This is a genomic window from Halorubrum sp. AS12 (genome assembly GCF_051122765.1).
Taxonomy (GTDB): Archaea; Halobacteriota; Halobacteria; order Halobacteriales; family Haloferacaceae; genus Halorubrum; species Halorubrum trapanicum.
In genome coordinates this window covers 672,710-697,713 of record NZ_CP185385.1, presented here as the reverse complement: position 1 = coordinate 697,713, position 25,004 = coordinate 672,710, and the positions used below count along the sequence as shown (strand labels likewise).

Here is a 25,004-nt window from a genome sequence, read left to right as displayed (position 1 = left end):
CGTATCCATGGCGAGTGACGCCGGCGGGGCCGACCTCGGCGACCGGATCGAGGCCCTCCAGCGGCGCCTCTCCCGGACGTGGGAGCTGCTCCAGGGGTCCACGCTCGACGTCCGCCCCTTCCGCCCGGGCGAGGACGGACCCCTCGCCTCGTTCGCCGTTCCCGAGGACGAACGCGAGATCGACCGCTACTGGGTGAACGCCCCGTACGCGTACGTCGTGATCACCTACGACGACGTCGAGAGCGAACACCGCTACTACGCGGTCGAGCCGGAGCTGGACGGGTTCGAGCGCGACCTCCTCGACCGCGTCGTCGACGACATCCGCGACCCGCTCCTCTACCGCGAGGGGACCGGGAAGACCGACGAGGAGACGCTCAAGTCGGAGCTGGAGTCGCTGCTGGAGGGGTACGGCGTCGAGGCCGGGATGGACACGTTCCACGCGCTCGCGTACTACCTCTACCGCGACTTCCGCGGCTACGGGAAGGTCGACCCCCTGCTGAACGACCGCCACATCGAGGACGTCTCCTGTGACGGCTACGACCTGCCGATCTTCGTCTACCACGACGAGTACACCGACGTCGAGACGAACGTCTCGTTCGCGCAGGAGGCGCTCGACAGCTACGTGATCCGCCTCGCCCAGCAGTCCGGGCGCCACGTCTCCGTCGGCGACCCCATCGTCGAGACGACGCTCCCCGACGGGTCGCGCGCGGAGCTGGCGCTCGGCGAGGAGGTGACCCCCCGCGGCTCGGCGTTCACCATCCGCCAGTACGCGGAGGACCCGTTCACGCCCGTCGACCTTGTGGAGTACGGCACCTTCTCCGTCGAGCAGATGGCGTACTTCTGGCTCTGTATCGAGCACAACAAGAGCCTCATCTTCGCTGGCGGCACCGCCTCGGGGAAGACCACCTCGATGAACGCGGTGTCGATGTTCGTCCCGCCGCGCGCGAAGGTGCTCACCATCGAGGACACCCGCGAGCTCTCCTTATACCACGACAACTGGCTCTCGGCAGTCACCCGCGAGCGCCGGTACGAGGGCACCGACATCGACATGTACGACCTGCTGCGCTCGGCGCTGCGCCACCGCCCCGAGTACATCATCGTCGGGGAGGTGCGCGGCGAGGAGGCGATCACCCTGTTCCAGGCGATGAACACGGGCCACACCACGTTCTCGACGATCGCACGCCGACTCGATCGAGACGGTGATCAACCGGCTGGAGAACGAGCCGATCAACGTCCCCCGCGCGATGGTCCAGTCGCTCGACATGCTCTCGGTCCAGACGCTCACGCGCGCCGACGACGAGCGGGTGCGCCGCGCGAAGACGATCGGCGAGATCGGCGGCATCGACCAGCGGACCGGCGAGCTGGACTACTCCTCGGCGTTCGAGTGGGTTCCCGACGACGACACGTTCCGGCGGAACGACTCGTCGCTGCTGGAGGAGATCGCCGACGACCGCGGCTGGTCCCGCTCGGAGCTGCTCCGTGAGGTCCGGCGCCGCGAGCGCTTCCTCGAACTGCTCTCCGCGCTCGGCATCGGCGACTATCGTACCTTTACCGCACTCGTCAACGAGTACTACGCCGACCCTGACCGCGTGATGGACAAACTCGACGAGCGCGCGACCGCGGCCGACGAGGTCGACCCCGACGATCTCGCCGACGAGGTCGACACCGAGGACGACGGAACCGACCGCGGTCCCGGACCGAGCGACGGCAACGGCGCGAGCGCTGAGGGAGGGGGATCCGACGCCGCGGGCCGATGATCGAGTTCCTTCCGCTCGCCCTCGCGGTCGGGGTCTGTCTCGCGCTCGCGCTCCCGCTCGTCGACGACCGGGCCGACCTGTTCGTCACCCGCGTCGCGCTGTCGGCGTTCGGCGACTACGTCGGCGAGGACGAGGCGCGGCGGCGGGCCCAGCGCGACCGGATGCGCGCGGCCCACGTCGCCGGGACGACCCACCGGGTGTACGCCTCGCGGACCCTGCTGTACGCCGCCGTCCTCGGGGTCGCCGGCAGCGTGATCGGCGTGTACGCGGCCGGGGGCCTGCTCGCGGCCCTCGACGTCGGCGAGGCGGCGATCCGCGAGGCGCTGCCGGCCGCCGTCGAGTTCGTCGCTGTCGTCGCGCGGCTCGCCGACCTCGGACTCGGCAGGCTGTTCGTCCTGCTCGCGGTCGTCTCCGCGACCGTCGGCGCGGGGCTGGCGCTCGGTGCGTACGTCGCCCGGTGGCAGCTGCTCGACCAGCGGGCCGCCGCGCGCGCGGCCGAGATAGACGCCACCCTGCCGCGAACGGTCGCGTTCATGTACGCGCTCTCGCGCTCCGGGATGGCGTTCCCGCGGGTGATGGACACGCTCGCGGAGAACGAGGCGGTGTACGGCGAGGCCGCCGCAGAGCTGTCGGTCGCGGTCCGCGACATGAACGCGTTCGGGACCGACGCGCTCACCGCGCTCCAGCGGATCTCCCGGCGGACGCCGAGCGACGACCTGGCGGACTTCGCGGAGAACCTCGCCTCCGTCCTCGGCACCGGACAGTCGGTGTCGGCGTTCCTCAACGACCAGTACGAGCGCTATCAGGCGGAGGCGGAGGCGAAACAGGAGCAGTACCTCGAACTGCTCTCGACGTTCGCCGAGGCGTACGTCACGGCGCTGGTCGCCGGGCCGCTCTTTTTCATCACGATCCTCGTCGTCATCGGACTCGTCTTACAGGACACGCTCCCGCTCCTCCGCGTCGTCGTCTACCTCGGTGTCCCGCTCGCCACCTTCGGGTTCGTCGTCTACGTCGACAGCGTGACGCAGGGCGTCGGCGGCACCGAGAGGGTCACGGAGTCGTCGCTCTCGGATCCGAACACCCCCTCGGTCACCGGCGTGCGCCACGCGACGGACGAGTCCGGAGATCGGGGCGGATCCCCGCGGTTCGACGGGGGAGCGGCAACCGGACGCGGCGCGGACGGGGTCGGTTCGGACGGGGGCGATTCCGTCGGAGTCGGCGCGGACGGGGTCGGTTCGGCCGCCCCCGGCGCGGACCGCTGGGCGGAGAGCCGCGAACGGCTCCGGATCTTCGACCGCCTCCGCCGGGTGCGCCGCCTGATCGAGTCCCCGGCCGAGACGGTACTCGCCTCGCCGCGGACGGTGTTCCTCGCCGTGGTCCCGGTCGCGATAGTCGGACTCCTCGCCTTCGCGTTCCCGATCACGCTCGGGACGCCGGTGGAGATGGTCGGACAGATCGACGGGCCGATCGTCGTCGCCACCGCCTTCGTCCTCGCGGCGTACGCGGTCGCCTACGAGTTCGGCAAACGTCGAGTTCGGCGCATCGAGTCCGCGGTGCCCGACTTCCTCGACCGCCTCGCCAGCGTCAACGAGGCGGGGACCGCCGTGGTCGGCAGCGTCCGCCGCGTCGCCGACTCGAACCTGGAGGCGCTGACGGCGGACCTCCGCCGGACCCGCCGCGACATCGACTGGGGGGCGGACGTCTCGACCGCGCTGCGTCGACTCGAACGGCGGGTCCGATCGCCGATGATGTCCCGGGCGGTCGCGCTCGTCACCAACGCGATCCGGGCGAGCGGCGACGTCGGGCCGGTCCTCCGGATCGCGGCCGACGAGTCGCGCGCGACCTGGTCGCTCCGGCGCGAGCGCCGGCAGGTGATGTTAACGTATCTCATCGTTATCTACATCTCCTTTTTCGTCTTCCTCGGGATCATCGCGGCGCTTTCGGTGTCGTTCATCCCCGCCATCGAGTCGGCGGGCGTGCCGGGGACGGGCGGGAGCCTCCCGGACGCCGGGACCGGCGCTTCCGGTGGTCCGGGGGGATCACGGACGGGATCGGCGACATCGACGTCGCCGCCTACGAGCAGCTGTTCTTCCACGCCGCGGCGATTCAGGCGGTCTGCTCCGGGCTGGTCGCCGGACAGCTCGGGGAGGGGTCGGTGCGCGACGGCGTGAAACACGTCGTGGTGTTGCTCGCGCTCACGCTCGTCGCGTTCGCGGCGATAGGCGTGGCGTGAGGCGGTCCGGTCGACATTTACCCGTCGCGACCGAGACTCGGGTATGGATCCGCAGTCGACCGGCGATCCGCAGTCGACCTACGACCGCATCGCGAGCCACTTCTCGAAGACGCGGGAGTACGCGTGGCCGGAGGTCGAGTCGTTCCTGGAGGGCCGGTCGGCGACCCGTGCGCTCGACGTCGGCTGCGGGAACGGTCGGCACACGGAGGCGCTCGCGGCGCGCGCCGAGACCGCGATCGGCGTCGACCTCAGCCGCGGGCTGCTCGACGAGGCGATCGCCCGCGCCCGCGACCGAGGGTTCGGGGACGCGACCGCGTTCGTCCACGGCGACGCGGCCGCGCTGCCGGTCAGCGACGACGCGGTCGACCTCGCGGTGTACGTCGCCACGCTCCACCACCTCTCGCCGCGGGCCGCCCGGGTCGAGAGCCTGAACGAACTGGCGCGCGCCCTCGCGCCGGGCGGGGTCGCGCTCGTCAGCGCGTGGAGCACGGCCCACGACCGGTTCGACCGCGACGAGGGGTTCGACACGACCGTCGACTGGACGCTGCCGGGGGGCGAGACCGTCCCCAGGTACTATCACATCTACTCGCCTTCGGAGTTCGAGGCGGATATCGCGGAAAGCGCCCTCGAAACCCGTCACACGCGGGTTTCGAGCGGGAACTGTTACGCGGAACTCTCGGCACCGCCCGGCTGATTATCACGAAAGATATCGACGGGGGTGGATTAAAGAGACCTTGTCGACGGTCTGATTGTAATGGCCGACACCTTCCTCGAACGGGTCCTGCGTCGGGTCGCGCCCGACGCGGTGGCTCGGAGTTACCTCGCGAAGTTCCTCGTCGCCTTGGTCGTCGTCGTGCTCGCTATCGGCGCCGTCGGCGCCGTCACGTACGCGGAGACGACCGACCAGCTCGAATCGAGCGCGCAGGGCGATTACACGGCCGTCGCGGAGCTGAGCGCCACCGAGATCGACGGCTGGTCGAGCGACCGCCGCACGACGGTCAGGGACATCGCTGACAACGACGCGTTCTCGCAGGACCCCAACAGCGTCGACGGGTTCCTCTCCTCGCACCTCTCGCGGACCGACGAGTCGGTCGTCGCCCTCCACTTCGTCGACCGGACGGAGGGCTCCGTCCTCGCCACCACCGACGGGGAGGACGGCGGCGAGACGGTGACCTCGCAGGCGTGGTTCAGCGACGACCTCCTGTTCGCGGACGACGTGTTCACGAGTCAGATCTACCAGGTCGACGGCGAGCGCCGTATCGCGTACGTCGCGTCGACCCCGATGCGCAACTACCTCGTGATGGAGGTGTCGCTCGCTCCCGTCACCGCCGACTTCCGACAGCCGACCGAGAGCGCGTTCACCACTATCGTCGAACCCGGCGGCGAGATCATGGCGAGCAACAACGACTACGCCGCCGGCTTCCGCTACAACAGCGACATCCGGTCGACGCTGTTCGGCGAGGACCGGACCATGGGCTTCCTCCCGTCCGCGACGTTCGGCTTCGCCGACGGCGGCGAGTACCTCGTCGCGTACGCGCCGCTGGAGACCGAAGACTGGTACGTCGCGGTTCACGTTCCGCTCTCGGAAGCGTACGCGCTCTCCGGAATGATCGGGCAGAGCCTGCTCCTCATCGTCGGCGTGGCGATCGTCGGACTCGGGCTGCTCGGGGCGACGCTCGGCCGCGGCACCGTCGTCGAACTGAACCGGCTCCGGTCGCGGGCGTCGGCGCTGGCGGACGGCGACCTCGACGTCGACTTCGACACGGGGCGACGCGACGAGTTCGGTGACCTCTCCGGCGCGTTCGCGACGATGCGCGACTCGCTGCGCGAGCAGATCGAGTCGGCCGAGACGCAGCGGGAGCGCGCCGAGGCGGCGCAGGCGGAGAGCGAGGCGTTCGCCGAGCGCCTGGAGTCGCGCGCGAGCGACTTCGGCGAGACGATGGCGGCCTGCGCCGACGGCGACCTCACCGCCCGGCTCCGCGCCGACCCCGACGACCCGGAGGCGCTCCGCTCCATCGCGGAGGAGTTCAACGACGCGATGGACGAGCTGGAGACCGCGATCGCAGAGGTCGACGCGTTCGCGGTCGAGGTCGCCGACCGGAGCGACGCGGTCACGAGCGGCACCGACGAGGCCGCGGCCGCCGGCCGTGAGACGAGCGAGTCGGTCGACGAGATATCCGACGGCGCCGAGCGGCAGAGCCGTCAGCTGTCCGAGGTGGCCGGCGAGATGGAGGACATGTCGGCGACCGTCGAGGAGGTCGCCGCCTCCGCGGACCAGGTCGCGACCACTTCCCGGCAGGCCGACGCGCTCACCGAGGAGGGCCGCGAGGCGGCCGCCGACGCGGTCGCGGAACTCCACGGGATCGAGGCGCGCTCCGAGTCCGCCGCCGAGACGATAGAGCGGCTCGAAGCCGAGATGGCGGAGGTCGACGAGATCGTCGAGACGATTCCTGGAGATCGCCGACCAGACGAACCTGCTCGCGCTCAACGCCTCGATCGAGGCCGCCCGCGCGGGCGAGGCCGGCTCCGGCTTCGCGGTCGTCGCGGAGGAGGTCAAATCCCTCGCGGAGGAGACCCAGGAGTCCGCCGCCGAGGTGGAGACGCTAATCGACGGCCTCCGCGAGCGCACCGACGAGAGCGTCGACGAGATGGCCGCGATCCGCGAGGGCGTCGACGACGGCGTCGACGTCGTCGAGGACGCCGAGGACGCGCTCGACGAGGTCGCCGACCGGGTGAGCGAGGCCGACGACGGCGTTCAGGAGATCTCCGGGGCGATGGACGCGCAGGCCCAATCGGTCAACGAGGTGACCGGCGCGGTCGACGACCTCGCGGGCGTGAGCCAGCAGACCACCGCCGAGGCGACCACCGTCGCCGCCGCCGCCGAGGAGCAGGCCGCCACGCTCGGCGAGGTCTCCGCGCAGGCGCACGACCTCCACGAGCGCGCCCGCGACCTGCGAGAGATGACGGAGGACTTCGAGGTCGACGAGGCCGCGGTCGGTGACGGCGATCTGTCGGCCGACGATGCCGAGGTCGCGGTCGATGACGGCAATCCGTCGGGCGGCGACACGGAGGACGCGCCGACCGGGGAGTCGCCCGAAGACGCCGAGTCCGCGTTCACCTTCGGCGCCGACGAGGAGCCGACGGACGCTGCCCCCGCCAGCACGGACGGCGGCACCGCCGACGGAGCGATCGAGCCGAGCGACTCGACCGGCGACGGCTCGGTGACGTAGTAGGCGTCGCTCGACGAGCAGGCGTCGAACAGAAGAGTGGCCGTCGTCGTCCGCGACGACGCTTCCCGCCGATCACGTCACGGTCGGTGATTCCGTCTCGGTTCAGTCGGCTATCGTCTCGTGGCCGACGTCGCGGTCGTCCGGCAGCGGCGTCACGAACCGGTAGGCCGCGTACAGCCCGAGCACCGCGATGCCCGCCAGCACGAACGCCGTGCGGACCTCCGGCGAGATCAGCGGCTGTGCGATCACGTCGCCGGCCTCGTTCGTCATCGGGACCGGGCTGTAGGGCTGGCCGGCCAGGATCTCGACGATCCCGAGGACGACGATCCCGAACAGCATCAGTCCCGCGCTCAGCGCCCGCGCCGCCGTGTCGATGATGTCAGTCATTGGTAGTCACCTCTCAGCCGAGCAGGTACCGCAGCTTGGGGTGTTGCTTGACGAACTCCGTCTCCTCGATGAGCGCGTCGAGACCGTAGTACCGACCGGCCGCGAGCACGATCACCGTCATGAACAGGAGCAGTCCCATCAGGTCGCTGTTGACGACGCCGTTGCCGAACCCGGCGTTGCCGATCCAGAACAGGACCATGAAGATGACCCCGCCGAACGCGGCGAGCCGGGTCACGGCCCCGGCCATCAGCGCGAGGCCGATGAGCGTCTCGAAGAGGGGGACCCCCGGCTCGATGAGCCATGCGAGGTTGTTCCCCATCCAGACCGGGATCCCGCCGAGGGCGGTCCCGCTCATCTCCGACATGTACGCCGACCCGTAGGTGTACGAGAGCCCGTCCTCGATGATCTTCGTGATCCCGGCGTGGAAGAACCACCAGCCGGTGACGACACGTAGGAACGCGATCCAGTACGTCGCCCAGGGTCCCTCCAGTGCGAACTCGACCTCGCCGACCAGTGGATTGCTCGATTGGTATGACATCGGTGTCACCTCACGGGTGTACGTTGGGTGGGGATACACATATGTCCCGAACAGCTTTCTAAGCGGTTGAAAAGCGTTCTAACGCGCTGGGAGGGGTCCGCAGTATCGTGGGTCTTTAAGTGAGAACTCTCCGAGTCGGCCGCTCAGCGTCGGGTTTCCCGGCGGCGTCCGACCCGAACACGGAACGCTTATGAAAGTCGTTGTGCCTACGTGTAGGTGCGTCATCGACCGACGCGAGCGCCGGTGGTCTAGTGGTAGGACCTGAGCCTTCCAAGCTCATGGCCCGGGTTCAAATCCCGGCCGGCGCATACGGCGCTCTACCGAGTGCCTGCGCCACTTTCCGACTTGAACATCTAAGAAATATGAGGAGAAAAATCAGTCCTAACTACAAAATTTAACGTAGTTTACGCGAAGAGGACTGCTTGACACATTATGCCGGCTCAAAGAATTTGTATTGAAAACTGATAGATTCGGATTGTTTTTGAAGATTGGTACTGTTGAAATCACCAGTAGTTGATTGCTTCAATACTCCTGTCGCTTCGTGTAAGCGGAGATCAGATCGTTCAGTATAGGGGACTCAAAGAGCGCTTAGACCATTCCAGTTTGACCCACAAGGCATACGTAATGTAAGACAAGCCAAATGTATATGCTCTTGAACAAGCGAACAAGTGAGATTTTAGTGGCCACGGCCGCATTTCTCTTTGTTCTTGGGACGTTGACTGGGTTGCGAGTCTGGGACTTGGAACCCTCGACTTCAGTACAATCGGCAATTGTCTACGGTGGTGCGCTCTTTATTACTGTTATCGTTGTCTTGCGAGCGTTTCAGGGCGCAGATCTCGTTGGGAATTGGATACTCACATTCGGCCCATGTTTTGGTTTCACACTCAATCTGTTCATCCCGATCATGACGGGGCCGGCCGCTTTCATATTTCCACTTGTCACCGGAGCAATCGTATCTGGCGTGATTACACTAGTTGGGTACTTGATCGGACGAGGTTTCAGCGAGGTTTGAGATGAACAGGACGCGTAGCCGGATTCAATAAGCAAGCACGATCTTACGGTTGATTCACCCGCACAATCCCCCATAGATCGGTCAGTACAGTCCAAGCGTTTAAAATCTGGTCTGCCACATCTCTCTGTATGGAATTAGTTTCTAAGTCTGGAATCCGCCGGGGCATTATTATGGTGGCAATTTCTGTAGTAATCTCGCTCCTGCTTCACTTGATACTCTCAACGACCGGAATCCTCCAAGAAAATGTGTTATTTTTTGTTAGTTTAGCTATCGGAGTGACCGTGGCTCAAATAATAGATTGGCGACTACTGCGCTGATAAGTTCAGACGTAGTGGAAATCACCCGTATCTGACGGTTTTAATACTGTTGTTGAAAATGAAGCAACATGACCCCGAAGAAGGCTATTACAGTATACATTACGCTCCCTTGTCTCCTATATGGCGTATTCTTTGTCTTAGCAGTCACACGGTATTCCGGCATGATTGAGAGAAATACGCTGTATGCCGCACACACAGTATTTGGTGGTTACATCGCCTTCATTGTCTACACAAAACGAGACCAACTGACCGCGGTGTAAGCAGCTTTCATCGGCCGGCTGTTTCAGTCGGTAATGTGTCTGAAGAAGAGGATTTCAACAGAGCCAGTCGAGTCTATCGTTCGCTCATCCTGATCCGCCGAAGTATGTGAGCCGGGTGTGTTCCAGATTGGCTCGGCATAGTTCTATTATGGTGACAGGATAAATAAAACTGCCCGCAAATATCTCTTCAGAGCAATTCAATACGTAGCAGATTTTGAGGGTGGAATCGTGTTTACGACTGGATTCCCTACAAATCCTCTCGTGGGTTACATCGGTACTTTATTACAGTCGGATGACGTAGATGTAGGTACAAGATTTGTGGTGGAAGAATCCGGGAACTGTCCCCGGTAATGTGCCGATTTCGGGCGTTTCACCGGGTCGAGCCTTCCAAGCTCATGGCCCGGGTTCAAATCCCGGCCGGCGAATTCTCCTACCTAATCCTCGACAGACATAGCAAACCGCATACGTGGATAAGGGCCTCCGTTCGTATCCGTGGTTTCACGACTAAGCAAACACGGATCGACCCTGTTCAATTGTAACTATCCATCCCTTTTTGAATGCGATTCGTTCGTAGTCCTCTTCCTCACAATTTTTGAGATAGATTTTCTCATATTACGTCCTCTTAATGAAATTCAATAAATGATTATTATGGAAGTGAATATTTCTACTGAATCAATAACCCCGTATGATATTACTTTGGACGACAACACCCATTCAATCGATGGTACTGGGCCAGACGTGGGAATGGTGGCTGACTGAAGCTGGACCCGGACTGGGAGCGTTTGCTTCGCTGATTCTGGTTATCTACTACGCTCGGTTGTACAGGGAAACGCGAGAGCAGACCAAAGCAACACAGGCTAGTTACGCTCCTAGTTTGGATACAAAGGTAGAGATTGAAGACGACGAACTGTTATTGACGATTGCGAACCGGGGAGAAGGGAGTGCTAAGAACATTGAAGCCGAAATGGAAGTCACTATAGACAACGAGACAACAGGTTATCTTGCGGATTTTCAAACTACATTACAACCGGGGAAGGCTCTTACAACTGAAGAAGAAACTCTCGTGCGTCTTAAACCAATTATCTATGAAATAAATGAAGGCGAATTGATATCACGGTACTTGGTTGATTATCTCTCAGATTTTCAATCAGCGTATGTCACTCTAAAAGTTCATTACACGGATGTCATGGAGCAGCAGGAATTTGAAGAAGATATTGGACATTCTAGTTTCACAATTGAGGGGGAATCACTTGAGGATATTCTTCCTTTCCCTAGAGCTTCGTATTTTTGGGCGACGATGCCTGAAGTCGGACTTCTTGGCCCGACACATATTGATCTCCGTGAGCGTGTGGGAATGATTTGGGATGAGTGGAAGCGTGGGCTTCGGAAACGTAGGAAAGACCTTCGAAACGAACAGTCCTTTAGAGAGACGTATCCGGGACCCGTCTTTCGAGAGCAGATCTATGCTCGATCAATTGACGTTAGTGATATTGACCTTTCTAGGGAGTTCCCCGAGCCAGACTCTGAAGAAGAGGAGTAATCGAAATATAGTATAGATTAGATGTTGTCGAAGGACCTCCGCCTCTGTTCCATTTCCTGACTGCCGTCATTTGATCATAGTATTTATCGAGAGCTTCTCCAGACACGTCAGATCTACCTGAGACGTGCTCTTTGGAAGCGCCTTCTCGATGAAAGTAAGTGATGGAAGATCATCGGATGTCATGTAGGGGTGAGACGACAGACACTTGTGAGCCGCATCGAACTTACTCGTCGCCTCACAACCGTCTGGGGAACGTTCGTGGGGACAGTCAGCACAGTAGCACGGGCGTGTAACCATGTACACGTACTTTTCTGGACAGTCTGTCCGGTATCCTCTCGTACTGAGAGGCTATGAAGGGATTTCGACGGCGCGAATCTCACTGGACGGCGGAACTCGACGCGCGGTTGAGCAGGTAGACCATGGCGCCGCCGAGCACGAGGTCGAGCGCGAGAAGCACGGCGATCGCCGGGACGAGCGTGTCCCAGATGCCGCCGAAGCGGGTGACCTCGACGACGGTCATGACGTCTTGATCGAGCATGAGCGCGCGTGCGGCGTCGACGCCGTAGGTAATCGGGTTGTACGTCGCGACGACCTGGATCCAGTCGGGCATCGCGTTCAGCGGGAGGAAGGCGGTCGAGACGAACAGCAGGGGGAACTGAAGGAGGTTCGCGCCGATGATCGTCGACTCCTGATCCCGGGTCACGATGGCCATGATGTTCGAGAGCGCGACGAACCACAGCGAGAAGAGGATCCCGACGCCGAGGATGCCGAGGGCACCGAGGAACCCGGTGGCGACGTTGGCGCCGAGCACCGCGCCCAGCGCGAGGATGATGGCGATCTGGACGACGATCCGGAGGATCTCGGCGGCGGTCTTGCCGAGGAACATCGCCGAGCGGCTCATCGGCATCACGAGCGTCTTCTCGAACATCCCCTCCTCCATGTCGTTGACGAGCCCGATCCCCGACCCCGCGGCGGCCGCCAGCGACACCTGCATCGCGATAGCGGGCAACAGGAACGTCTCGTAGGTGATGTCGCCCGCGCCGCCGCCGAGCGCGCTCGTCGCGATCTGGCCGAACACCTGCGTGAATAAGACGAGGAAGATGATCGGCTGGACGAGCGACCCGACGACGACGAACGGGTTCCGGACCGCCTTCAGGTTCCAGCGGACGAAGTTCACCCAGAAGTCGCTGAGAAAGGAGTTGCTCGACGGCGTCGCACGAGCGTGCCCGCCGTCGGCGCGGGCCTCCTTTGCGGTCTCGTTTACCGTCTCATCTTCCGAGATCTCGCTCATTCGGCGGTCACCTCCGGTCCCGTCACGTCGTCGGGGTCGGCCGACCGCTCCTCGGAGTCGAGCTCCTCCCCGGTAATCGCGAGGAAGACATCGTCGAGCGTCGGCGCGCGGATGTTGAACCCGGTGACGGTGATCCCGGCGTCGCGCAGGGCGACGAGCAGGTCCGTCCCGTGCTCGCGCGCCCGCTCGGCGGTGACGCTGATCCCGTCGTCGGTGACGGCCACGTCCGCGTCGGCGTCGAACACGTCGCCCCCGCGGGCGATCTCGGCGGCGCGTTCGCGGGCGTCCTCCCCGGCGGGGACGTCCACGTCGAGGATCTCCCCGCCGACCCGCCGTTTCAGCTCCGCGGGCGAGCCGGTGGCGACGATCTCGCCGCCCATGATGACCGAGATGCGGTCGCAGAGCTGGTCGGCCTCTTCGAGGTACTGCGTGGTGAGGAACAGCGTCGTCCCGCGCTCGTTGATGCGCTCGAAGTACTCCCAGAGGCGGTTGCGCGCCTTCGGGTCCAACCCGGTCGTCGGCTCGTCGAGGAAGACGAGCGGCGGGTCGTGAACGAGCGCCGTCGCGGCGTCCAGTCGCTTTTTCATCCCGCCGGAGAACTCGCCGGCCTGCTTGTCGCCCACGTCCGCCAGGTCCACAAGGTCGAGCAGTTCGTCGATGCGCTCGGCGCGCTCGCCCTTCGGGACGCCGTATGCCCGCGCGGCGAAGCGGATGTTCTCGCGGGCGGTGAGCTCCTCGTCGACGCTGGTCTCCTGGGCCATGTAGCCAATCGTCTCGCGGACCCTGCGGGGCTCGTCCCGCACGTCGAAGCCGTTGACGGTGATCGACCCCGCGGTCGGCGATAGCAGCGTCGAGAACGTCTTGATCGTCGTCGTCTTCCCCGCGCCGTTCGCGCCGAGGAAGCCGAAGAACTCGCCTTCGGGGACCGTCAGGTCGATCCCCTTCACCGCCTCCGTCCCGTCGGCGTAGGTGAGTTCCACGCCCTCGGCGTCGATGGCGGCGCCGCGCCCGTCTGTTCGTCGCGTGTCGTCGGTCACGGGGGTCTTTGTGACCGCGGACCCGTAGTCTGTGCCCTAATTTGTTCGGGGTTTTATGTCCGTGGTGCGTCGGAACTCCGCGACGAGGTGGTTCTGCGCGCGGCGCAGTCGCTCGGAGAGCGACGCGGACGAGACGCCCAGCTCGTCGGCGACGTCGGCCAGCGTGGCGGTCCGCGGCGTGTCGAAGTAGCCCATCTCGTGGGCGGTGACGAGCACCTCCCGCTGGGCGTCCGTCATCTCGCGCGGCCGGGAGCGGTCGTCGGTTCCGAACGGACCTGTCTCCCTTCCCTCGGACCCCTCGTCGGTCTCCACGAGGCGGTCCAGCCGGAGGTCGTAGTCGTTGGCGCGGCAGAACGTCCGGAACTGGTCGAACTCCTCGCGGTCGGCGAACCAGCGCCGCTCCTCCCAGCCGCTCGGCGTGGCGAGCACCCGGTCGGGGATCGACCCGTTGTCCGCGAGCAGTTCCAAGTCCGTCGGCGGACCGCCGGTCGGGCGACACCGGTAGCGCCGCGTCGCCCCGTCGGCGACGACCAGCGAGTGGTCGGTCACCGAGTCGGCGTCGGCGAACGCAGCCTCGATCGCGTCGGGGTCGGCCCCCGCGACCCGCACGATGAACGTCGGCGCTCCCGACGGACGTGCCTGAACCGACTCGAACTCGACGGTCGCGTCGGGGACGGCCGCCGCCACGTCGACCAGCGGCAGCCGGTCGGAGGTCATCCGGAACTCCGCGATCAGTCCCATGGCGGTCGAAGGACGGACGGACGGTTATCGCTGGCGGGCGAGGTGAGATTTCCCAAACCGGTCGGCGGGGACCATCTCGTTCCCCGACCGCGTTCCGACCGGTCGGCGGAGGGTTCGGTCAGTCGTCGTCCGCGGCCGGAACCTCGCCGTCTTCGGTCTCGACGCCCTCCGTCCGCGGCCCGCCAGCGTGCCCCTCGTGGGCGACTGCGGTCGCCATGAGGTGCGGCGGGATCGCGGGCACCTCGTCGTCGCCGACGGGACCGTCGCGGGCGATCTCCTCGGCCGAGCGCGGGAACTCGCGGATCTCCTTGTGGATCGCGAGACCGGCCTTCGCGCCCTGCCCCATCGCGACCGGGACCTGGTTGTGGCCGGGCGTGATGTCGCCGACCGCGAACACGCCGTCCTCGCTGGTGCGGCCGTGGTCGTCGACGTCGATCTCGCCGCCTTCGGTCAACTCGCAGCCGAGCCCCTCCGCGAGCGCGGTGTTGTAGTCGGAGCCGTACATCGCGAAGCCGCCGCGGTACTCCCGTCGGGTCCCGTCCGCGAACTCGATCGCCTCCAGCCAGCCGGAGTCGGGGTCGTTCTCGACGCCGGTCACCTCCTCGTCGACGATGTCGACCGGGTGTGCCTCCAGCTGGGCGGCGGTCTCGTCGCTCCACGTCGGTTCCGCGCCGCGGGTCAGGACGGCCACGTCGTCGGTGACGTTGAGCATGATCATCGCGACGTGGGCGGCGGCCTCGCCGTGGCCCATCACGTACACCGGCTCGTCGACGAACATGTAGGCGTCGCAGTGGAGGCAGTAGTGAAGCCCCTTGCCGGTCCGCGGGAGCGGCGGGTCCGGTCGCTCGTCGGAGAAGCCGGTCGCGAGGACGACGCGGTCGGCGACCAGTTCGGCGTCGTTCGTCGTCAGCCGGAACCGGTCGTCGTCGGTGCGCTCCACGTCGGTGACGAAGCCGCGCTCGAACGTGCCGCCGTACGACTCCACCTGCTCGCGGCCGGTCGCGAGGAACTCGTTGCCGGAGGTGTCCTCGGTGACGCCGATCACGTTGTGCGTGTCGGCCATCATCGCCGCGCGCCCGCCGCCGCGGTCGATAAGCACGGTCTCGTGGCCCAGTCGGGCGCCGTACAGCGCGGTCGTCAGCCCGGCCGGCCCGCCGCCGACCACCGCGATCTCGTACTCGTCGTCTGCCGAACTCATTACCGATCGTACGCGTCGCGGCGGTTTAAATGACGCCGTGCTGTGCGCGGGTAGCGACCAGCCACCCGCTGTCGAGAGGCGACGTGTCGAGACGCGTCGCGATCGGAACGCGACGCGGTCGAGAAGCGACGGCGACCCCGGTGCGGCCCGACCGCGTGCCCGGAAGTTTATGCCTGCGTATCGCGTTCGCCCGGTCAGTGGTCTCTCGTCTCGCTCTCGCCGTCGGCCTCCTCCTCGTCGGCGCCGCGGCCGACGTTGGGACGACGTACGTTGCCCTCGCCGGCAGCGAGTACGTCGAGGGGTCGCCCGTCGGTCGCCTCTTCATCTCTCGCTTCGGTCTTCTTCGTGGGATGCTCCTCACGAAGGTCGTCGGGATGGCCGTTATCGGGATTCCGGTCGCGGTCGCGGGCGGCACGCGCCGGTTCGTCGCGACGCTGATGTGCGCGGGCGTCGGCGTCCTCTCGCTCGCGGTCGCCGCGCGGAACCTCCTGTTCGTCGCCGGAGTGTGGCCGTGACGGCCGTGTCGTCGGTCCCCGTCGTTCGGGAATCGGTCGGGCCCGCGACCCCGGCCGCCGTGACCCCGACCGCCGTGACCCCGACCGCCGTGACCCCGATCGCCGCGACCCCGACCGCCGCGACCCCGACCGCCGCGACCCCGACCGCCGCGACCCCGACCGCCGCGACCCCGACCGCCGCGACCCCGACCACCGCGACCCCAGCCGTTTTGCGTTATCGGTGACACGCGTTCGTATGTCACGCCGATCCGACCCGGCACCGTCCCCGCCGGAGACCAGACGCGAGGTCGTCACGGAGACGCTCCACGGGGTCGACGTCGAGGACCCGTACCGGTGGCTCGAAGGCGACGACGAGGACGTCCGCGAGTGGACCGACGCCCAGAACGCCCACGTCGACGACGCGCTCGACGACCCGCTCCGGGACCGACTTCGCCCGCGGTTCGAGGACCTCGTCGAGGTGGCCGACTACGGCCCGATCGCAGTCCGCGAGGGGCGGTACTTCGCGACGGTCCGCGAACCCGGCGCGGACCACGCGAGACTCGTCGTGCGCGACGCGCCCGACAGCGCGGACCGCGTCCTCGTCGACCCGAACGCGTGGGCGGCGAACCGCAAGGAGGACGGTCCGCCCCGGTCGATGGCGTGGTACGTCCCCTCGCACGACGGCGAGCGCGTCGCGATCGGGGTCACGGAGGGCGGCGACGAGAACTACGACGTGCGGGTGCTCTCGGTGCCGGCTCCGGGTGCGAGCGAGTCGCGGGGGATCCCGACCCGGCGGAGACCGACGGCTACGGCGCGGGCGTCGAGGCGGTCGCCGTCCTCCCCGAGCGCGGCCGGGTCAACGCGGGGAGCCTCGCGTGGGCGGCCGACGACGAGGGGTTCGTCTACGTCGCCACCGGCGGCGCGGCCGACGGCGCCCAGATGGACAAGGAGATCCGCCGGTTCCGGCTCGCGGACGGCCCGGACGAGGAGACGGTCCTGCTCGAACACGACGACCAGCACGTCTGGCCGCGGGTCACGGTCGACCCCGATTCGGGGCTGCTCGCGGTCGCCTTCTCCGAGATGGTCGGGGGAACCGAGTGGTACGTTCACGTCGACGGCGACCTCAGGCCCGTCTTGACAGGCACCGACGCCGAGATCTCGGTCCGGTTCCACGACGGGACGGCGTTCGTCACGACCGACCACGACGCGCCCCGGCGGCGACTGCTTGCCTGCTCCGTCGACCGCTTCCGCGAGGGGGACCTCTCGTTCGAGGAGTGCCGGGAGGTGCTCCCCGAGGGCGAGGGGATCCTCCGGTCGGCCGTGCCGACCCCGGATCGCCTCCTCGTCCACCGCCAGCGCGACGCCCACTCCCGGCTCTCGGTCCACGACCGAGACGGGACGCACCTGCGCGACGTGTCGCTGCCGGCGTACTGCTCTGTAACGTGGGTCTCCGGGTCTCGGGACGCACCGGAGGCGTTCTTCGGGCTCACCGGGTTCGACCGGCCGCCGGAAGTTCGCGGACTCGACCTCGACGACGCGGCCGGCGCTGCCGCGACCAGCGACGACGCGGCGTCCACCGAGATCGACTCGGTCGACCTCTCCGTCCCCGACGACCTCGTCGTCGAGCAGCGGTTCGTCGACTCGACGGACGGCGCCGAGGTACCCGTGTTCGTCTGCTACCGCGAGGACGTCGCCGTCGACGGGTCGCGCCCGACGCTTTTGTACGGCTACGGCGGGTTCCGGAACAGTATCACGCCCTCGTTCGGTCGGTTCCGCCTGCCCTTCCTCGCTGACGGCGGCGCGTTCGCGGCAGTGTGCGCCCGCGGCGGCTACGAGTACGGCGAGCCGTGGCACGAGGCCGGCATGCTGGCCGACAAGCAGCACACCTTCGACGACTTCGTCGCGGCCGGCGAGTCGCTCTGCGAGTCGGGACTCACCGACACCGACCACCTGGCGGTCGCCGGCGGGTCGAACGGCGGCCTGTCGGTCGGTGCGGTCGTCACCCAGCGCCCGGACCTGTGGGCGGCCGCGCAGTGCGCGGTCCCCCTGCTCGACATGCTGCGGTTCCACCGCTTCCTGCTCGGCGAGTCGTGGACGACGGAGTACGGCCACCCGGAGGACCCGGAGGCGTTCGAGTACCTCCGCGCATACTCGCCGTACCACAACGTCGAGTCCGGGGAGACCTACCCGCCCGTCTACTTCACCACGGCCGCGAGCGACACGCGCGTCCATCCCTCGCACGCCCGGAAGATGACCGCGCGGCTCCAGAACGAGGCCGACGGTGGCCCGTTCCTGTTGCGGACCAAGGCCGAGACCGGTCACGGGGTCGGCAAGCCCGCGTCGATGATCGTCGACGAGCAGACGGACTCGTGGGCGTTCCTGTACGAGCGGTTGGGGATCGAGGTCGGGGACGGCACGGGAGGGGACGACGCCGGCGACCGCGTCGCCGACGACGCCTGATCTACTTGCCCTCGTAGAGTCTCTCCACGGTCGTCTCGGGCAGGTCGGCGTCGCGGACCGCGTCCGCGACGCGGTCGACGTCGTACTCCACGCGGCGGGTCTCGACCGCGTCGGTCCCGTCGGCCGTCGTGTCGAGGATCGCGTAGCCGGCCCGCGGGTCGCCGTCGCGCGGCTGGCCGACGCTGCCCGGGTTGGAGACGAACCCGCCGGCCACCGCGCGGCACCCCTGAACGTGGGTGTGACCGAGGACGACGCCGTCGTACTCGCCCATGTGGCGGTCGAGGTTCGGGAACTCCTCCGGGTAGACGTAGGCGTCCTCGCGCTCGGCCGCGGGATGCGAGTGGACGAGCAGGTACCGGTCGCCCGCGAACGTCTCGGTCCGCGGGAGGTCGCCGATCCAGTCGCGCTGCTCGTCAGAGAGGGATGCCTTCGCGTGTTCCAGCCCCGCCTCGGCCATCCGGTTGGCGGCGTAGCGCTCCGGCGTCTCCACGGTGCGGTCGTGGTTCCCCCGGACCGTCGCGGCCGCGACCTCGCGCACGCGTTCGACGCACTCGGCCGGCCACGGGTTGTAGCCCACTACGTCGCCCGCGCAGTAGATCCGGTCGACGGCGGGCATGTCGTCGAGTACGGTCTCCAGCGCGGGGAGGTTCGCGTGGACGTCCGAGATGAGGCCGATCTTCATCGAGACGTGATTCGATCGGCGGGAGGGAATAGGTTGCGGCGGAAGGGTTCGTAGGACGACGGGGTCGTGGTGTTTCGAGAGTGGGTTTAAATATGGGTCTGCGGTGGCGCGTGCCTCCGAGTGGCCGCCGAAGGCGGCCGCGAGGAGCACGCGCGAGGGAGTCGCGAACGAAGTGAGCGACGAGGCTGGGGAGGCGTGAGGCGCGGTTGCGGTGCCGTGCGGGGCGGGACTCGAAGGGGCAGTCGGGAGGCGGGCGCAGGCGACGTAAGCACTGGAGGGAGTGAGCGAAGCGAACGACCGAAGCGCGCAGCGAGCGTGCGCCCGCCTCCCGACTGGGGCTTCGGCGGTGTTCCCTGCCAATCCGCGAACGATGGTTTATAAGAGAGCGACTGGAACCTCGTCGAGATTCCGTCCCGCTCCTTACGCCTTCGCCTTCTCGTTGAATCGCTCGCGGACCTTCTCCACCTTCGGCTGCGCGTGCGATCGTGCGAGTAGGCGTCGGCCGGGTTCTTCTCGAAGTAGTCCTGGTGTTTCTCCTCGGCGCGGTGGAACGTCTCCAGCGGCTCGATCTCGGTGACGACCTCGTCGTCGTAGCCGCCCTCCTCGTCGAGCGCCTCGACGTACCGCTCGACCACGTCGCGCTGCTCGTCGTCGTGGTAGAGCACGATCGACCGGTACTGGCTGCCCACGTCCGGTCCCTGCCGATTCAGCTGGGTCGGGTCGTGAACGGTGAAGAACACTTCGAGGATGTCCTCGTAGGAGAGCGCGTCGGTGTCGTACTCGACCTGTACGACCTCGGCGTGGCCGGTGTTGCCGGAACACACCTTGCGGTAGGTGGGGTCCTCGTCGTGGCCGCCGGCGTAGCCGGAGGTGACGCTCTCAACGCCGTCGAGTTCCTTGAACGCCGCCTCGACGCACCAGAAGCAGCCGCCGCCGACCGTCGCGGTCTCGGTGTCCGTCATGGAAGGACGTTGGCGTCGCAGACGTATTAATGACGCGTGGCCGGAAACACGAATGTAGACGTCGTCGGTTACTCACACTGATTCCGAGGGCGGAAGCCCACGACTTTACTCGTGGGTAACTAACACACGTGTGTGTGTAGTGTCATGAGAATGGGAGTACCGTCGAGAACGAAATCGTCCATCCCATCGCGTGGTTGATCGCGGTTACAGCGAGGTTCTCCGTTCGCTCGTAGACGAACGCCCAAATGGTTCCGCCGATGACGGTTGACGCGATCCAGTGGATGAAGTAGTCTGACGGGGAGACAAGACCCATCACAGCGTGTACCAACCCGAAGGCGGCACCGCTGGCGATCACTACGCCTGTCGTCCCAAAGTGTGGCCGGAGACGTCCCTGTACGATACCCCGATACAGCAGTTCTTCGGCCGGTGCCGCGAACAGATACAACACTGGTATCGCCACCGCCCAGAGAACTGGTCGCGTTGCGAGTACCGCTGCCGTTCCCTGGGCACCGTGTGATGTCGAGGGAGTGGCAACCCCGACTACCGACAGGACGACGTTCAGACCGCGCCCTACAACGACGAACAACACCGGAAGGACCGCGATCCAGCCGACGTCTTCGAGCGTTGGCCACCGGACTTTCAGGTACCGTGGCCACTCATCAACGATGCTCAAGTAGCAAACGGCGACAGCGGCGAACCCGATCTGGGTACCGACGCCGGCGACGGTGAACGCGTCCGAGTCGACGACGTTCATGACACCCCCGACCGCTTGGAGTCCGATGGCGCCGAAGATTGCTGCGATCCCACCTCCGAGCGCCAATCCCAACGTCGACATCACGGTCATCACCGCCGGCCTACTCGGGATCACAGACAGTCGGTTCGAGGGGTCGCTCACGTCTGGACACTCCCGTTCCTGAAGACAGTCGATCTGATCCAGTGTTGGTCAGTTCTCCCCGATGCGAACTGTGTACTCGAGAACGCGGCGGGGGTACCCACGGGTACGAGGACACGGAACCCTACGCACCTCCCTCGTCTTTCAGAGGCGTTCACCGTCGTCATCCGTCCTCACCACCGAATAATTTGGAAACCGCACCGCTAATTGCAAAGAATATCCCGACAGGACCGATGGAGTGTGCGAAACGCTTGAATCGCAGCCTGTAGTCCCGGCTCATCGGACGACATTCCTAAAAAGACAAGATACGGCTGCTCTGCTGGACCGTACACGTCCATTTCTCTGCCCTTTTCGGAGTAACACGTATCCAATACGTCAATCAGACCAGCATCGCAGAGATTGTCGAGATGGTATGTGACTCCCTGAACAGAGGTGTCGAGTTTCTGAGCGAGATCCGTCGCCGTCTGCGGCTCTTCGGTAACGTGGCGGAAAACCGCTCGACTCGTGTCCGAAGACAGGCTGTCTAGGATCTCAGTCGTTCGGTCGTCATCGATGCGATAATAACTCGGCCTCGTCAGAGCGATCGGCCGATATCTCCGCTTCTGTGGGGAAGAAACTCGACATCGCTTCGATACAGATGCCGTTTGTAAGTGAAAGTAGATATTAATTCGGGTAAGTGAAAACCAGTTTTGAACAGTCCCGATTGCTCTCCGTTGACGTGGTGTTTCAATAGAATAAATACTTAGTCTGTTCTTTACGTTCTCACGATGGGCGTGGCGATCAAGAGGAGAGACGCAGTTGACGGCTGTGGGTGTATTCGATGCCGGGATATCGATCCCACGCTCGCCCGGCGGTCGACTGCCGGCGATGTCCGGTGGAGCCTCAGATTGTTTCGCCGGTGTCCGTGGCTCCTCGCTCTGATTTCGGGACTGGCATTTGTATATACGGGATCCCAATCGATTATCACGCTGGTAACGCCGCTGACGCAGCTAGGTGCTCAGATCACCACGATCATTCACTACACTGTCTCAGTGCTTCTCCTCGTCATCTTACTCCGCGGACTCTTCGGTGCGATCGTCGCTACTGAAGCCACTGACCGAAAGACGGATCTCCGGCAAATCCTAGTATATACGACGCAACGGCTTGTTCCACTTACTCTTACAGTCGCTGGACTGTTCTTGATCTTAGGACTAACTCTCGGCGTCTCGATCGTCTTTGTCTCAATCCTCGTGTTCGATTTCGGTCTCCTTAGCCCTGCGATATTCGACGGGATCACGCCGACTTTCCTGTTCGGATCAATTCTCGCACCGGTGTTCTACAAATTCTGGATCGCTCCCGACGTTTGTGTCGTCGGGGGAGAAGGACCACTAACAGCACTCAGAGCTAGTTGGCAGATTACGACTACACATTGGCGACGGGTCTGTCTTCTCCTTGTGAGTTTCACAGCAACAATTTCAGCGCCATATGTGGTGGCAGAGGCGCTTGCTTTCGCCAGTCAGCACGAGATCTCGTCGCTTCCCGCGTTCTCCGTCCTCACAACTCAATTTCAGTGGTTAACCGCTGTCGTGTGGTACTGCGTCGGTACGCAAATATACATCCGATCCACCATCCGTTAGCGTGCCTTCACTGATGTGAAGATAATCGACTGGTTCGTGGGTTTCTGCCGTTCAAAACTTGGCTTGAACATTCTATAGAATAAAAAACGTCGACTCCGATTGACTGACTGTAATGCCCTCCCAAATCGATTGCTGGTCGTTCTCGCAACAGCCCACTCACCAACGATAGATAATGCATCAAGAAGAAAGGCGGTTCGACAGTTGGATAACGGAGATCCCCCGACCGACAGTCGGGAATCTCGCAATTCGCACTATGCGCTCTCCCCCTGTTTGCCCTGCTGGAGCGGACGATTGGTTTCTCTCTTTCCCCCACCAGCGAAATTGCTTTCCGATGGGTGGTTGCTGTGATCGTCATTGGCATCGCTATCGCGCTTGAAGGGTGTTCATTAACTGCCCTCGGATTCCGGCGACCGACGGGAATCGATTTCGTGTACATAATCGGGACCACAGCCGCGGCATTACTCGTGTTTGTAGGGACTGATCCGCTCATTACAGCGCTCGGACTCCCAGTCTCGACCGGAGCGAGTACGATGACTACCGGTGTCGGGGTCGGCCTCGCATTCGGACGTGCAGTGACCACTGGAGTCGTTGAAGAGGTTCTTTATCGGGGATATGCAATTGAACAACTGATTAAGTATTCACCCCATCCCGCTATTGCCGGGGGAATTTCTTGGGGTATATTTACACTTGTCCATGCGGTCGTCTGGCCAGCCGGGAATCTCGTTCAGATTGCAACCGTGTCGGCGGTATTTACCCTCGTATACCTCCGACGCCGGAGTTTATTCCCGGTGATCGCCTCGCATGTCCTCGTCTGGTGTCTCGCTGTACTGGGCCAAATATATGGTTGAAATCCGCACCCCCACAATTTCAACCGGCGCTATCTTCGTTGCTCTTGCCGGAATCCCACTGGTCGAACTCGCCGCTGGACTCTGGTTAGGAGACGACAGCCTGCTTGCGCTCACAATCAGAGATATCCTCATCAAATGGGCGTTCGCTGCCGTCATCATCGCTGTCGTCGTCTGGGTCGAACAGCGTTCCCTTTCGTCAATCGGTTTATCTCGACCCGAGTGGGTAGATATCGGCGCCGCAGTCCTTGTGTTCCTATTTGGTGCGGTGAGTTACCCGTTTACGACCCCACTATTGCAGTCCTTCGGCTTCGAAACGACAGTCGGCGGAATCGAACAACTGGCTGTATACCCGTTATCATTCGTGCTTGCTCTCGCACTCACCGCAGCACTCACCGAAGAACTTCTCTATCGGGGATTCCCCATCGAACGAATCGCAGAACGAACTGGAAGCACTGCCGTCGCCGCAGGAGTCGCCATTCTCTTTTTCATCATCTTTCACATCCCGTACTGGGGATTGGGTGGAACACTACAGATCAGTGTCAACGCGGTCTTATTGACCCTACTCTATGTCTGGCGGCGAAACGTCTTCGCGTGTATCCTTGCACACGCGATCACCGACATCTACGCGTTTATTATTATTCCACGGTATCTCGCTCAGTATCTCTAAGTGAATCCGATGACTGCGGCCGGATTGGCGGACCAGCATCTACGTTTGAGGAGGAGTCAGTGACAGATGGCTGGTCGAAACCGTCTTTCGCTCTCCGAAACCACCTCATCGTTCGAAGTCCGCGTGTGGGGATCCTTCACCACTGGAGTCCGATGACCGTGTATTCACCCACGATCCCCGCGCTGTCTGCGGATCCAACAGCGCAGGCTCCATTCCGGTCGCCCGCGTCGCTCGCGGCGTCCCTCGCGCGTGCTCCTCGCGGCCGCCTTCGGCGGCCACTCGGAGGCACGCGCCACCGCAGACCCATTTATAAGCAATCGTCCGCCCGTCCGTGACCCGTCCCCGAGCGCGTCCGCCCGGCAACCCTGCGGTCGAACGGTAGACCTTTGCCGTCTCCCCTGCCAGTTCCGATATGGTCTCGCTGGGACTGGTGGTGGCGCGGTTCAACGACTCCGTCACGGAGCCGATGGCCGAGGCCGCCCGGGAGGCGGCCGCCGACCGCGACGCCGTCGTCGTCGACGAACTGACCGTGCCGGGCGCGTACGACAGCCCGCTGGCCGCCGACCGGCTGGCGCGCCGGGACGACGTCGACGCCGTCGCGGTCGTCGGCGCCATCGTCACCGGCGACACCGACCACGACCGCGTCATCGCGAACGCGACCGCCGAGAAGCTCACGCAGGTGAGCCTCGACCGGGACACGCCGGTCACCTTCGGCGTGAGCGGTCCGGGGATGTCCGGCGCGGAGGCGCGCGAGCGGATCGACAAGGGCGCGGACGCGGCCGAGGCCGCCATCGACCTCGCGGAAGCACTCGACTGACCGAGACGAGACGACCACACACGAC

The 25,004-nt window shown here is 64.6% G+C and carries 17 protein-coding genes, 1 tRNA gene and 5 pseudogenes; 13 read left to right on the top strand and 10 right to left on the bottom strand.

What is annotated here, in order from left to right:
- Window positions 1–7: 7 nt before the first annotated feature.
- The 4 genes and pseudogenes from ACODNG_RS03550 to ACODNG_RS03535 all read left to right on the top strand — a co-directional run bounded on the left by ACODNG_RS03550 (window position 8) and on the right by ACODNG_RS03535 (window position 7,220).
- A pseudogene (locus tag ACODNG_RS03550) lies at window positions 8–1,757 on the top strand (type II/IV secretion system ATPase subunit).
- Window positions 1,754–3,990 (top strand): annotated as a pseudogene (locus tag ACODNG_RS03545) (type II secretion system F family protein). The pseudogenes ACODNG_RS03550 and ACODNG_RS03545 overlap by 4 nt, the downstream one beginning before the upstream one ends.
- Before the next feature lie 43 nt (window positions 3,991–4,033).
- Window positions 4,034–4,684, top strand: coding sequence for a class I SAM-dependent methyltransferase (locus ACODNG_RS03540; RefSeq protein WP_434522455.1), 651 nt, complete (start codon window positions 4,034–4,036; stop codon window positions 4,682–4,684).
- 60 nt (window positions 4,685–4,744) lie between these two features.
- Window positions 4,745–7,220: pseudogene (locus ACODNG_RS03535) on the top strand (methyl-accepting chemotaxis protein).
- Between the two features lie 102 nt (window positions 7,221–7,322).
- On the opposite strand, the gene ACODNG_RS03530 reads toward ACODNG_RS03535, so the two are convergent.
- Window positions 7,323–7,607: a hypothetical protein gene (locus ACODNG_RS03530; protein WP_434522454.1), complete on the bottom strand. Its 285-nt coding sequence runs from the start codon at window positions 7,605–7,607 to the stop codon at window positions 7,323–7,325.
- Between the two features lie 13 nt (window positions 7,608–7,620).
- A complete protein-coding gene (locus ACODNG_RS03525) occupies window positions 7,621–8,145 on the bottom strand; it encodes a DoxX family protein (RefSeq protein WP_434522453.1) in 525 nt (174 codons plus the stop codon).
- Between the two features lie 237 nt (window positions 8,146–8,382).
- Here ACODNG_RS03525 and ACODNG_RS03520 point away from each other — a divergent pair.
- Window positions 8,383–8,453, top strand: a tRNA-Gly gene (locus ACODNG_RS03520).
- Between the two features lie 2,002 nt (window positions 8,454–10,455).
- Window positions 10,456–11,274: a hypothetical protein gene (locus ACODNG_RS03515; protein WP_434522452.1), complete on the top strand. Its 819-nt coding sequence runs from the start codon at window positions 10,456–10,458 to the stop codon at window positions 11,272–11,274.
- Between the two features lie 376 nt (window positions 11,275–11,650).
- On the opposite strand, the gene ACODNG_RS03510 is transcribed toward ACODNG_RS03515, so the two are convergent.
- The 4 genes from ACODNG_RS03510 to ACODNG_RS03495 form a co-directional block, all read right to left on the bottom strand.
- Window positions 11,651–12,565, bottom strand: a complete 915-nt coding sequence (locus ACODNG_RS03510) for an ABC transporter permease (RefSeq protein ID WP_434522451.1) — start codon at window positions 12,563–12,565, stop codon at window positions 11,651–11,653.
- The gene (locus tag ACODNG_RS03505; protein WP_434522450.1) at window positions 12,562–13,602 is read right to left on the bottom strand and encodes an ATP-binding cassette domain-containing protein; all 1,041 of its coding nucleotides are present in this window, start codon (window positions 13,600–13,602) and stop codon (window positions 12,562–12,564) included. The genes ACODNG_RS03510 and ACODNG_RS03505 overlap by 4 nt, the downstream gene beginning before the upstream one ends.
- A gap of 36 nt (window positions 13,603–13,638) precedes the next feature.
- Window positions 13,639–14,343, bottom strand: a complete 705-nt coding sequence (locus ACODNG_RS03500) for a helix-turn-helix domain-containing protein (RefSeq protein WP_434522449.1) — start codon at window positions 14,341–14,343, stop codon at window positions 13,639–13,641.
- Between the two features lie 118 nt (window positions 14,344–14,461).
- Window positions 14,462–15,541: an NAD(P)/FAD-dependent oxidoreductase gene (locus ACODNG_RS03495; RefSeq protein ID WP_434522448.1), complete on the bottom strand. Its 1,080-nt coding sequence runs from the start codon at window positions 15,539–15,541 to the stop codon at window positions 14,462–14,464.
- Window positions 15,542–15,738: 197 nt separating this feature from the next.
- On the opposite strand from ACODNG_RS03495, the gene ACODNG_RS03490 reads away from it, so the two are divergent.
- From ACODNG_RS03490 to ACODNG_RS03480, 3 genes and pseudogenes are all read left to right on the top strand, one after another.
- On the top strand, window positions 15,739–16,056 hold the full coding sequence (locus ACODNG_RS03490) for a hypothetical protein (protein ID WP_434522447.1): 318 nt from the start codon (window positions 15,739–15,741) through the stop codon (window positions 16,054–16,056).
- Complete coding sequence (locus tag ACODNG_RS03485) at window positions 16,047–16,280, top strand: hypothetical protein (protein WP_434522446.1); 234 nt, start codon at window positions 16,047–16,049, stop codon at window positions 16,278–16,280. Before ACODNG_RS03490 ends, ACODNG_RS03485 begins: the two co-directional genes overlap by 10 nt.
- A gap of 11 nt (window positions 16,281–16,291) precedes the next feature.
- Window positions 16,292–18,495 (top strand): annotated as a pseudogene (locus ACODNG_RS03480) (prolyl oligopeptidase family serine peptidase).
- Between the two features lies 1 nt (window position 18,496).
- Here ACODNG_RS03480 and ACODNG_RS03475 read toward each other — a convergent pair.
- The 4 genes and pseudogenes from ACODNG_RS03475 to ACODNG_RS03460 all read right to left on the bottom strand — a co-directional run bounded on the left by ACODNG_RS03475 (window position 18,497) and on the right by ACODNG_RS03460 (window position 21,549).
- Window positions 18,497–19,177 carry a metallophosphoesterase family protein gene (locus ACODNG_RS03475; protein WP_434522445.1) on the bottom strand — a complete coding sequence of 227 codons (681 nt, stop codon included), beginning with the start codon at window positions 19,175–19,177 and terminating at the stop codon, window positions 18,497–18,499.
- A 420-nt stretch (window positions 19,178–19,597) separates the two neighbouring features.
- Window positions 19,598–20,139 (bottom strand): annotated as a pseudogene (msrA, locus tag ACODNG_RS03470) (peptide-methionine (S)-S-oxide reductase MsrA).
- A gap of 142 nt (window positions 20,140–20,281) precedes the next feature.
- Window positions 20,282–21,034: a lysostaphin resistance A-like protein gene (locus ACODNG_RS03465; protein WP_434522444.1), complete on the bottom strand. Its 753-nt coding sequence runs from the start codon at window positions 21,032–21,034 to the stop codon at window positions 20,282–20,284.
- A 200-nt stretch (window positions 21,035–21,234) separates the two neighbouring features.
- Window positions 21,235–21,549: an ArsR/SmtB family transcription factor gene (locus tag ACODNG_RS03460; RefSeq protein WP_434523049.1), complete on the bottom strand. Its 315-nt coding sequence runs from the start codon at window positions 21,547–21,549 to the stop codon at window positions 21,235–21,237.
- 249 nt (window positions 21,550–21,798) lie between these two features.
- Here ACODNG_RS03460 and ACODNG_RS03455 point away from each other — a divergent pair, with 249 nt between their 5' ends.
- The 4 genes from ACODNG_RS03455 to ribH all read left to right on the top strand — a co-directional run bounded on the left by ACODNG_RS03455 (window position 21,799) and on the right by ribH (window position 24,979).
- Window positions 21,799–22,647 (top strand): hypothetical protein, encoded by an 849-nt coding sequence (locus ACODNG_RS03455; protein WP_434523118.1) that lies wholly within the window; start codon window positions 21,799–21,801, stop codon window positions 22,645–22,647.
- Between the two features lie 530 nt (window positions 22,648–23,177).
- On the top strand, window positions 23,178–23,495 hold the full coding sequence (locus ACODNG_RS03450) for a lysostaphin resistance A-like protein (protein ID WP_434523048.1): 318 nt from the start codon (window positions 23,178–23,180) through the stop codon (window positions 23,493–23,495).
- Window positions 23,449–24,162 carry a CPBP family glutamic-type intramembrane protease gene (locus ACODNG_RS03445; RefSeq protein ID WP_434522443.1) on the top strand — a complete coding sequence of 238 codons (714 nt, stop codon included), beginning with the start codon at window positions 23,449–23,451 and terminating at the stop codon, window positions 24,160–24,162. The genes ACODNG_RS03450 and ACODNG_RS03445 overlap by 47 nt, the downstream gene beginning before the upstream one ends.
- Window positions 24,163–24,574: 412 nt before the next feature.
- A complete protein-coding gene (gene ribH / locus ACODNG_RS03440) occupies window positions 24,575–24,979 on the top strand; it encodes a 6,7-dimethyl-8-ribityllumazine synthase (protein ID WP_434522442.1) in 405 nt (134 codons plus the stop codon).
- Window positions 24,980–25,004: the final 25 nt, after the last annotated feature.

Excerpts from the sequence above, each read along its gene's own strand:
- ACODNG_RS03540 (WP_434522455.1), top strand. The coding sequence starts at position 4,034 with ATGGATCCGCAGTCGACCGGCGATCCGCAGTCGACCTACGACCGCATC.
- ACODNG_RS03530 (WP_434522454.1), bottom strand. The coding sequence starts at position 7,607 with ATGACTGACATCATCGACACGGCGGCGCGGGCGCTGAGCGCGGGACTG.
- ACODNG_RS03525 (WP_434522453.1), bottom strand. The coding sequence starts at position 8,145 with ATGTCATACCAATCGAGCAATCCACTGGTCGGCGAGGTCGAGTTCGCA.
- ACODNG_RS03515 (WP_434522452.1), top strand. The coding sequence starts at position 10,456 with ATGGTACTGGGCCAGACGTGGGAATGGTGGCTGACTGAAGCTGGACCC.
- ACODNG_RS03510 (WP_434522451.1), bottom strand. The coding sequence starts at position 12,565 with ATGAGCGAGATCTCGGAAGATGAGACGGTAAACGAGACCGCAAAGGAG.
- ACODNG_RS03500 (WP_434522449.1), bottom strand. The coding sequence starts at position 14,343 with ATGGGACTGATCGCGGAGTTCCGGATGACCTCCGACCGGCTGCCGCTG.
- ACODNG_RS03495 (WP_434522448.1), bottom strand. The coding sequence starts at position 15,541 with ATGAGTTCGGCAGACGACGAGTACGAGATCGCGGTGGTCGGCGGCGGG.
- ACODNG_RS03475 (WP_434522445.1), bottom strand. The coding sequence starts at position 19,177 with ATGAAGATCGGCCTCATCTCGGACGTCCACGCGAACCTCCCCGCGCTG.
- ACODNG_RS03455 (WP_434523118.1), top strand. The coding sequence starts at position 21,799 with ATGGGCGTGGCGATCAAGAGGAGAGACGCAGTTGACGGCTGTGGGTGT.
- ACODNG_RS03450 (WP_434523048.1), top strand. The coding sequence starts at position 23,178 with ATGACTACCGGTGTCGGGGTCGGCCTCGCATTCGGACGTGCAGTGACC.
- ACODNG_RS03445 (WP_434522443.1), top strand. The coding sequence starts at position 23,449 with ATGTCCTCGTCTGGTGTCTCGCTGTACTGGGCCAAATATATGGTTGAA.
- ribH (WP_434522442.1), top strand. The coding sequence starts at position 24,575 with ATGGTCTCGCTGGGACTGGTGGTGGCGCGGTTCAACGACTCCGTCACG.